Origin of the sequence: Paracraurococcus lichenis, assembly GCF_030657435.1 — a bacterium.
Classification (GTDB): Bacteria; Pseudomonadota; Alphaproteobacteria; order Acetobacterales; family Acetobacteraceae; genus Paracraurococcus; species Paracraurococcus lichenis.
This window is the reverse complement of sequence record NZ_JAUTWS010000221.1, coordinates 1-3,339: the sequence shown is the minus strand read 5'-3', so window position 1 is coordinate 3,339 and position 3,339 is coordinate 1. Positions and strand designations below refer to the sequence as shown.

At 61.6% G+C, this 3,339-nt stretch carries 3 protein-coding genes; all 3 read left to right on the top strand.

The genetic code is table 11. The annotated features are described in order from the left end of the window. Positions 1-547 (top strand): hypothetical protein (locus Q7A36_RS39000; protein ID WP_305109179.1); only part of this gene is annotated, 547 nt, incomplete at its 5' end. A gap of 318 nt (positions 548-865) precedes the next feature. Next, entirely contained in the window at positions 866-1,471 is a 606-nt protein-coding gene (locus tag Q7A36_RS38995) for a hypothetical protein (RefSeq protein ID WP_305109178.1), read from the top strand. A gap of 109 nt (positions 1,472-1,580) precedes the next feature. Next, positions 1,581-3,339, top strand: a 1,759-nt coding sequence (locus Q7A36_RS38990; RefSeq protein WP_305109177.1) for a hypothetical protein, incomplete at its 3' end; no start/stop codon positions are given.

Below are 3,339 nucleotides of genomic sequence, written 5' to 3'. Positions count from 1 at the left end.
GTTAGAGTTCGATGCATTGCGGGTGCTGGAACTCGACGGGTCAGTGGACGACTACATTGAGCAGCCTCTGCTGCTGCGTTACGAAATGGATGGCAAGTTGCGCTTCGCAAAGCCGGACATCCTGCTCCTTAGAGGGGGCAAACTCTTCTGCTGCGAGGTAAAATTCGAGGATGATGCGAGACAAGCTGAGTCCAAGTGGCTCGCCATCGGTAGGGCACTTTCGAGCCTGGGCCTCGGCTACTCGGTGCTCACCGAACGTCACATCCGGCGCGGCCCGCTGTTCCAAAACGTCAAGACCGTCTTCGCGCGTCGGCATTGCCGTCCATCGCGTACTGCGGCGCTCAATGCATTGACGGCCGTGCGGGCCGCTGGTGCGCTAACTATCACCGATCTCGGCTCACGCTTCGGTATCACCTTTGATGAGGCGTGCTTCTTGCTGAGGTATGGCCTGCTTTCCGCCGACTTAGTCGCCGCGCGGCTTGGGCCAAATACGGAGGTGCGCTGGAGCAGGCGTTGCCGGGTCGATCCATGGCAGGCGCGGAAGTGACCGGCGCCCAAGTGCCCCCTCTTGCACCAGGGCACAACAACATCTGCAACGTTGGGCAGGCGGCTGGGCCAGACCGTGCGTGTCGCTTCGTCGCCCAACATGCTCAGGCCTCACGCCTTCGGATCGAGGCAATATACGGTAGCCAGTTTCAGATACTGGCAGTCAAGCCGGAGAGACGACGACAGACCCGGCGTCGACGGCACCACGCTCCTTGTCGTGGCCGCCTGCCGCCGCTTGGCAAGGAAATTTGCGCATTCTCCGCGTCGACGAACCGCACCACTCGTCCGTCTTAATAAATAATCGAAAGAAGGCAAGGTCATGCCCCACAACTGCGATTTCGGCTTCGTCCACATCGACGTTTGCCTCCTGCCCACGCAGCATGTTGGCGATGGCAAGTTCTGCAAGCGCTACCTCTATGTTGCCATTGAACGCTGGTTACGCTCGGCCCATTCCGCCATCAGGAAAGACATGACAGCACGTAGGGCCGTCGCCTTCCTGAAGGAGGCGTCAGCGGTTTTAGCGTTCCGAATAACTGATTTGCTGACGCATTACGACCGTTGCTTCATCACCGGCGCCTTCCGCGAGGCCTGCGCCGCCCTCGGCGTGCAGCACCGCATGACCACGGCCTGTATGCCGCAGACCTACGATGCGGCGGAGAAGTTCATGAGGCCGTTCGAGCAGCATGTGTTGGGCATTCCGATCGACTCGCACCTCGATCTTGAACGGATGTTTAGCGACTACAACCAAGCCTACAATGCCCGGCCTCAGGGCGCGCTGGAAGGCAAATCACCTGACCAAGTCGTCCGCGCCAGACTGGCCGGGGATTCGAAACCCACCCAGCCTAGCCGCACACCAATCAACAGCGGCGTCAGAGCGAAGGCAGTGATCGCCGCTAAAAAGCGCCAGTATCCTACCACGACCTGACCTCTGGTCCGGTGAGCTTCCGCAGGGATGCGGAACGCATCGGGTTCCAGTCTTTGCAACAGCGGAGGCGGCGCCAATGGCCCTAATGCGCTTCTGTGCTGGAACCGAGGTGAGCATTAACGGCGAGCCATACCGGCTCGTTGAGTTTATTGACCGTGGAGAACCGAACGAGCCGCCTGCTTGGTTCCTGCGCCGCCTCAACCGCAGCGAGACGGTGCTGTTCACTGTCGCGGTTCTTCGGAGGATGTTCGACGAGGGCCAATTGAAGCGGCTCTACACGACCGCCGACGGGCATGCCGCGGACGGCGAAGTCATGCGGCGGCGGCACGCCTACGTTCCTGACGACCTACCTCCTGCCGACCGCAGGCGCCGAGAGGTGCGGGCGGAGTTCGTGAAACGCGTCCAGGCACGACTGGGCCTCCGCGGAGCACACGCTCGGCTGGGGCCGGACGTCGATGGCAAGCCCGATACCCTTTTGTCGCGGGCCCTGGCAGAGGTCAGCCGTGAGATGGCCGCCGATTTGAAGGGCATCGGGCTCCGGAATAGGAGGAAACCCGAGGACGCCGATAAAGCGTCCCAGCCTCCTAAAGGAAAGCCCGGGGATGAGGAACCAGATGAGCCCGTGCACCTCGTCGACCAGTCGACCTACTACCGTTGGTTGCAGCGCTACGACCCGGAGGACAAACGTGGCTTGGAGGGCGACTTCGCCGCCCGCGGCAATAGAAATCAGCTCTTGCCTGCCGTCAAAGAGGCGATGTTGGCCGCGATGCGCGACGCCATCGAGCAGGCGAAGGACAAGCGCCAGGTCGGCAAGGTGGCGACAGTCACTATGGCGAGCCTGCGCTCGAGCATCAACCAGGCGCTGGCGCCCAAGCGGCTCCAATCGCCGGAGCTGCGGGAGGAACTGGTGCCGCCGTCGGCGCCGACGCTGCATCGACATTGGAAGACGTTCCCTGCCTTCGACCGTGCCTGCGCTACAATGGGTCTGTCGCGCGCGCGCCGAGAGTTTCGCTTCATCCGTGGGCACGAGCATCCCGAGGCCCCATTCGAGCTCGTCGAGTATGACGAGACTCACATGCCATTTATGTTTGTGGACGAAGTCCATGGCGTTCCGCTCGGCATGGGCAACTTGTGTTCTGCGCTGTGTGTAGCGACGCACTCCTGCGGCGGCTTCAACATCAGCTTTGAGCCGTTCAGTGACATGACGATGATGAGCACGCTGCGGCACGCGGTGTCGCTGAAGAGCTACGTCGCGCGCGAGTATGGTGGTCGCATCCGGAATGAGTATTTACCGGGTGGGATGTTTCGCTGCATCGGCATCGACAACAGCAAGCCAGCTTGGGGCAAGACGTTGAAGCAGGTCGCGCGCACGCTTGACTGCGACCGGATGTGGCTGCCGCCCCGTACGCCGTGGTTCAAGCCAGTGGTCGAGGGCTTTTTCCGCGTGCTTAATCAACTGCTGCTGCAAGAGATGCCCGGCTTCACGCTCGGGCGGGCCATCGACAGCAAAGACTATGACCCTAGGGTGAGCGCTTGCATCGGCTTGCGGCAGTTCCTGTTCCTCTTCCATGCCTGGATCTGCGATATCTACCAAGTCAGGCGACAGGAGGGCTTAGGGAACCGAAGCCCAAACGAGTGCTGGCGCGAGCTACTTGTTAACGGCGAGCCGGGCCTGCTCGACTCGGCGGACGATGTCGCTTCGCTGTTCGGCGTCGTGCGTACAGGCACACTCGACCACCGGGGCGTCCGGTTCTGCAATATTCGCTACGGTAGCCCCGAGCTTCAGGGGCTGCGTCTGGACAGGGGCGCAAGGCAGAATATCCTCTTCAAAATAGACCCTGCGAACCTGCTCCACGTCCGTGTCAGGC